Here is a 5,528-nt window from a genome sequence, read left to right as displayed (position 1 = left end):
ACCTGAAAAGCAAAACCGGCCTGACGGCCGGCTTCAACAACGCCCGGTTGACGGGAAGTCCCTTAGAGACTTGTTAGAGCGAGGCGTGGGCATAGGCAATTTTTTGCCTCCAGATGCGAAGCAATCCATATGTGACAAAACCAAGGATAGCTGTGAGCTGAAACCAAGCCGCGGCAGCAAACAAAAGAATTGCTGCCGGTCCACCGCCTTCTGGGACCACCGAATACCAAAACTCTGTTGGTACGAGAGTGCCAATTAGATAGGCCGATGGTGCGGTGAAAAATATAAGCGCTCCAACCATAGAGCCCCCGACGATTAGGAACGCTGTGGCCACGATTAGCGCCGAGCCCAAGGCGCCGACAGCGGTTGACACGAGCAAAAGGTTCCTGGGCATAAAGCTCTAACGTAGAAGGTAAGGGGCGCTGCGCGGCGCTTTATCGCGCAGCGTCCAGCGACCGAAGGGCGCGGCCTTGACCGTAGGGTTAGGCCTCACTTCAGCCACCGAAACGCTTTCATTTCCAAAAATTCACCCAGGACGTGTCCAAAATGAAACCTACATCTGTTGCTCCAACGAAGCTTAGTCCCCGTTCTTGCTCAGAGCTCACTATCGTATAGGTCGCTTTTTCTTTGCCATCGGAAGAAGTAAAGGCGAGCTGAGCAATCGGAAAACTGCCGCTGAGCGATTCAAGAAGTGTTTCGTCGGTTATACCATTTGCCAAGGTAACGGCGACGGTTCCTGTTGTGTAGGTGATGAAGAAGTTCCTTGCATCTACTTCTAGCCCACTCTTGGTAAACCGGTACGTCGCACTGGTTGGGAACTCTAGGTTGCCCAGCCAATACTTGGTTCCATGTTTGTCCGCGTTCGAGGTCATCTCGTAACTCTGCAATAGATTTTCGCGAACAGCGTTATGAGTTGGAATTAGTCCTGTGACCTTATTCGTTCTTGGATCGTAGAAGAACGGGCCAGTAAGGGGATGGAAGGTCAGCACTCCCCCGAATACTTCCCATTCAGGGATTGAAAGCCCCGACCCAGTGTTCCGATGGTAGGGGCCGAAGCGCTTACCAATTAGAGCCAGCACTTCGTTAGGGCTCTTCCCTTGGAACTGCTTTGCCAGAGTCGCGATCGGCTCGGGAACATCCGCCGCCGATTCGTCGATTGGTGATAGCGCGAGTATAAGAAACGCGATTAAGGCGAGCGCGCGCATATGAGGCCTAACGTAGAAGTAACCGGCACCGGAGCGCTAGCGAAGGGAACCCAAATGCGCAGCATTTGGGTGTCCGGTTGACTGCCATGTTAGGTTGCGCGCGCCGATACTCATGGAGAGAGCGGGAGCTCAAAGCGATAGTTGTTCGGAGACTCGATTATCAGGCGCGAGCCACTGATAGTGACGTTCGCCGGTTCCGTCATCTCCGATCCCAGCGTTCCAAGCTTTAGGCCCAAAAGCTGGCAGGCAGTCGCCTCGCACACATAGAAATAGGAGTCCACGCGGGCAATGCCGGAGCCATAGCCGCCATACGCCGAATATACCTGCACCGGCCCAAGCTGTTGCCGTTGTATGTCGTGCGCAGGGTATCGCGATGCCATCCATTTCGTAAGCGACTCGACGTCGGAAAAGCGTAAGTGGATTTCGGGCTCATGAGCCAATGCAACTCCTGAGGGCGCAAGGCTCAATGCGATAGCAACAATCAGGCGTCGGGCCGTGTCCGTGAGCAGGCGGGCAGATTCCATGGGACCTAACGTGGAGCTAACCGGCTGCCGGAGCCGAAGGCGGAGGGCACCGAAATGCGCAGCATTTCGGCAGTCCGGTTGAGCGCAGGGTTAGGCAGCACGGTCTTGAAACCCCGTGTATTGGAAGATGAAGTCCTCGGTTTGCTTCCCGTGAAGTTCAGCGGGCTCTTTGCGTTGCAGTTTGAACTGGCACTTCTCGAGAACGCGGATGGATGAGAAGTTACGGGTATCGACTGCAGCCAAGAGGGGCTGGCCATTGAACTTTGTCAAAAGCTCGCCCGTTAGCCAGGATAGCGCGGAGCTTGCGATTCCCTTGCCCCATGCCGACGGAACGATCTTGTACCCGACCCAAAGCAAACCATCGGCAAAGCGTGTTGCTTGAAGCGTTCCTACACAAGTGCCGGAGGCGCTATCGCGAATTGCCCAATTCAACCAGACTTCACCGCAGCCGGCTGGAGCGCCAGCATTGAATTCCGCGTACTCGCGCTGCAATGCTTCGAGCGACCTTGGCGGGCCCTCGGGAATGAAATGATAGAGCCGCTCATCGAGAAAATCGTCGTGTAACTCGATGGCGTGCTCTTCGCTGAGCGGCTCGTATATGAGTGACTGTAGGGCAAGCGTCATTTGTGATGCCTAACGTTGGAAGTAACGGGCACCGAGGCGTAGCCGAGGGTACCCAAATGCGCAGCATTTGGGTGTCCCGTTGACTGACTTGTTAGAGCGCATACTCGACAAGCGTGTGGTTTTCGCCTGCTAACTCTTCGGCGATGATATGTGCGATACGTTCCCAATCTCCACCGGCCAAACCTGCACCAAGCCGCGGATAGCCAATACGCGAACCAGCGAACTGACTTTTGACGTGGCGCATGACAGACCTGACAGCCTCGTAGTCAACCTTTACCCCGTTGCCGCGCCAATGCACTTGTGTGTAGCCGTTGACGATAGTGAACGAGTGGCTCTGGGCGGTAACCGTCGCGAAACTGATAGTTCCCAGCTTTTGAGCTCCCGCACTGGTCCTCAAATCGGCCTCGAAGGCAGCAGGAAATCGCTGTTTGATTTGCTTGGCAATTCCCGCACCCATTGTGCATTGGCAGTTACAGCCGTGGATCAGGACGTCAAAGTGCCCATTGACCGCAAGATCTAGGAGATTTCCGGTGACAACATTCATGTCTTGCGCTCTAACGTTGAAAGTAACCGGCACCGGAGCGCCAGCGGAGGGAACCCAAACTGCGCAGCAGTTTGGGTGTCCGGTTGACTGCAATGTTAGATTTCGGCGGCATTGACCAGCAGCAGCTTGAACTTGCCAAGTTGTGCCGAGAGTAGCCACCGCACGTACACCGAAAGAAAGAAAACCCCGCACGCCAAACCAAGGAGGCCGCCAACGATTTGTATCAGGCTCATAGCAGATGATTGCGGGACGCCAGACATGTTTAGGGCGAACCCCAGTAGTGCACCGGCGATGCCCCCAAGCAGCGCACCTGCGAGCGAAGATGCGATTGTGATCGCGAGCCCGCGCCACAAAAATGACCAGCAGATTGATGCCTTGGATGAGAAGGGCAACTCGCGAAAATCGATAGCGTTCATAGTGTTAGCGGGAGGTTAAGGAAAGAAATCTAACGTTGGAGGTAACGGGCACCGGAGCGCAGCGAAGGGGACCAAACTGCGAAGCAGTTTGGTGTCCCGTTGACCGCAGTGTTAGCCGCGGGACCAGTGACCGATTGAAAAACCGAACGGCCTGCCAGGGCAAGCCGACCAAGAGAAACCCGAACCGTGCCTGCACCGGCGCCCGCACTAGCGAAAGCCGAAAAATCGCCGCCCACTTCGCCCGGTAAAACACCGAAGAGCCTTTCGAGCGAAGCCGAGCCGTCAAACGCGCAAGCGCAAAAACAACGGCCAGTGCTCGCAGGCGCCGCGTTCGAAGCCCGCGACGATTGAGCAAGTGAAGGCCTCACTGCGACATTGCCCGCCGAAACACCGAAAACCTGCGGTGCCCCGCAAAGCGAATGGCGCCGGGGCAGCGACGCAACAATTGCCAGCAGGAATTTCGAATGAATAAACACGGGGCTAACGTTGGACGTAACGGGCGCCGGAGCGCAGCGGAGGGAACCCAAATGCGCAGCATTTGGGTGTCCCGTTGACGGACTTGTTAGCGGCAGCGGTGAAACTTGAACGGCGATTCATGCTGAGCTGGCCCGAAGTGCATTGTTTTGAGAAACCGAAACGGTAGCGGGGAAAACGCGCGACCACTTCGGAAACGATAACTTACCGTGGCGCCCAACTGCCGTGCAGGAATTGGCCCCCGACCCGAAACGGTACAAGCGCTGCACGGGAACGTTGGCCACGCCCGCACAACCCAACCACATTTCAATTTCGGACGCTTTCAGCATTGACGCTAACGTTGGACGTAACGGGCGCCGGAGCGCAGCGGAGGGCACCAAACTGCGCAGCAGTTTGGCGTCCCGTTGACGGACCTGTTAGCGGCAGCGGTGAAATTTGAACGGCGATTCATGCAGCGCAGGCTCGAAGTAAATTCGTTTGAGAAAGCGAAACGGTTCCGGGGAAAACCCCCGACCACGACGGAAACGATAACCGAGCGTGGCGCCCGACTGCCGTGCAGGAATTGGCCCCCGAACCGAAACGGTACAAGCGCAGCAATGGAACCGTGGCCACGATTGCAAAGCCAACGCACGTTTCAAGTTCGGACGCTTTCAGCATTGACGCTAACGTTGGACGTAACGGGCGCCGGAGCGCAGCGGAGGGCACCAAACTGCGTAGCAGTTTGGCGTCCAGTTGACGGACTTGTTAGCGGCAGCGTTGAAATTTGAACGGCGATTCATGCAGCGCAGGCCCGAAGTGCAAGGCATTGAGAAAGCGAAACGTTGCGGGGAAAACCCGCGACCACAGCAGAAACGATAACCGAGCGTGGCGCCCAACTGCCGTGCAGGAATTGATCCCCGAACCGAAACGGTACAAGCGCAGCACGGGAACCTTGGCCTCGATTGCAAAGCCAACACACGTTTCAAATTCGGACGCTTTCAGCATTGACGCTAACGTTGGACGTAACGGGCGCCGGAGCGCAGCGGAGGGAACCAAACTGCGCAGCAGTTTGGCGTCCCGTTGACGGACTGGTTAGCTCAGTCGCTGATGTGGCTCGTCGCGTATTTATAGTCACGATCATAGTGCTCGACGAGGGCGTTCAAGAGTTTTAGGTTTAGCTCATTTCCGAAGTGCAAGGTACGCGCGGCCTCAACGTTTGCTCGGTGTGCAAGAAGGCCGTTCTTGTCCCGCTCCAAGTATCCAATCGTGGCTAGCACATAGTCGTTCCAGCGCAGCGCGTTAAGGGAGAAGTCTTCTGCGGGAGAAAGGCTTAACTTTGCGAATTCTATTGCTGTCGGATAGTCGCCTGCGGTTGCGCGCAACTGCGCAATGTGCCACCGCAGTGAAGAACGTGTTGATCCAGTGGCCTTGATGTACTCGGATATTAGATCGGCCGCCTCGGAGTTGCACCCCTGAGCGGCGAGAACACGAAATCCGGATTGGTCGGTTTGGTCGAACAGCTCGTAGGACAATTTCATGTCCGCTTCCCGATGCTCGCGAAAGAGTTCTGCGCAGTTACTCGCCCCGACGTGCGGAGCACAGACAAGCAATAGCAACGCGATAGATGGCGTACGCATTCGCATAATGAGCTAACGTTGGACGTAACGGGCGCCGGAGCGCAGCGTAGGGCACCAAACTGCGTAGCAGTTTGGCGTCCCGTTGACGGACTTGTTAGCGGCAGCGTTGAAATTTGAACGGCGAT

6 protein-coding genes are annotated in these 5,528 nt (G+C 56.2%); all 6 read right to left on the bottom strand.

What is annotated here, in order from left to right:
• Nucleotides 1-512: 512 nt before the first annotated feature.
• Nucleotides 513-1,205, bottom strand: a complete 693-nt coding sequence (locus tag OPU71_RS20960) for a hypothetical protein (RefSeq protein WP_267730046.1) — start codon at nucleotides 1,203-1,205, stop codon at nucleotides 513-515.
• Between the two features lie 110 nt (nucleotides 1,206-1,315).
• Nucleotides 1,316-1,729, bottom strand: a complete 414-nt coding sequence (locus OPU71_RS20955) for a hypothetical protein (RefSeq protein WP_267730044.1) — start codon at nucleotides 1,727-1,729, stop codon at nucleotides 1,316-1,318.
• Between the two features lie 90 nt (nucleotides 1,730-1,819).
• On the bottom strand, nucleotides 1,820-2,353 hold the full coding sequence (locus OPU71_RS20950) for a GNAT family N-acetyltransferase (protein ID WP_267730043.1): 534 nt from the start codon (nucleotides 2,351-2,353) through the stop codon (nucleotides 1,820-1,822).
• 91 nt (nucleotides 2,354-2,444) lie between these two features.
• Nucleotides 2,445-2,897, bottom strand: coding sequence for a macro domain-containing protein (locus OPU71_RS20945; RefSeq protein ID WP_267730041.1), 453 nt, complete (start codon nucleotides 2,895-2,897; stop codon nucleotides 2,445-2,447).
• Nucleotides 2,898-2,992: 95 nt separating this feature from the next.
• Nucleotides 2,993-3,313 carry a hypothetical protein gene (locus OPU71_RS20940; protein ID WP_267730040.1) on the bottom strand — a complete coding sequence of 107 codons (321 nt, stop codon included), beginning with the start codon at nucleotides 3,311-3,313 and terminating at the stop codon, nucleotides 2,993-2,995.
• A 1,550-nt stretch (nucleotides 3,314-4,863) separates the two neighbouring features.
• The gene (locus OPU71_RS20935; RefSeq protein WP_267730038.1) at nucleotides 4,864-5,304 is read right to left on the bottom strand and encodes a hypothetical protein; all 441 of its coding nucleotides are present in this window, start codon (nucleotides 5,302-5,304) and stop codon (nucleotides 4,864-4,866) included.
• Between the last annotated feature and the right edge of the window lie 224 nt (nucleotides 5,305-5,528).

This window comes from Niveibacterium sp. 24ML (assembly GCF_026586805.1).
Taxonomy (GTDB): domain Bacteria; phylum Pseudomonadota; class Gammaproteobacteria; order Burkholderiales; family Rhodocyclaceae; genus Niveibacterium.
This window is presented reverse-complemented; position numbering and strand designations above follow the sequence as displayed.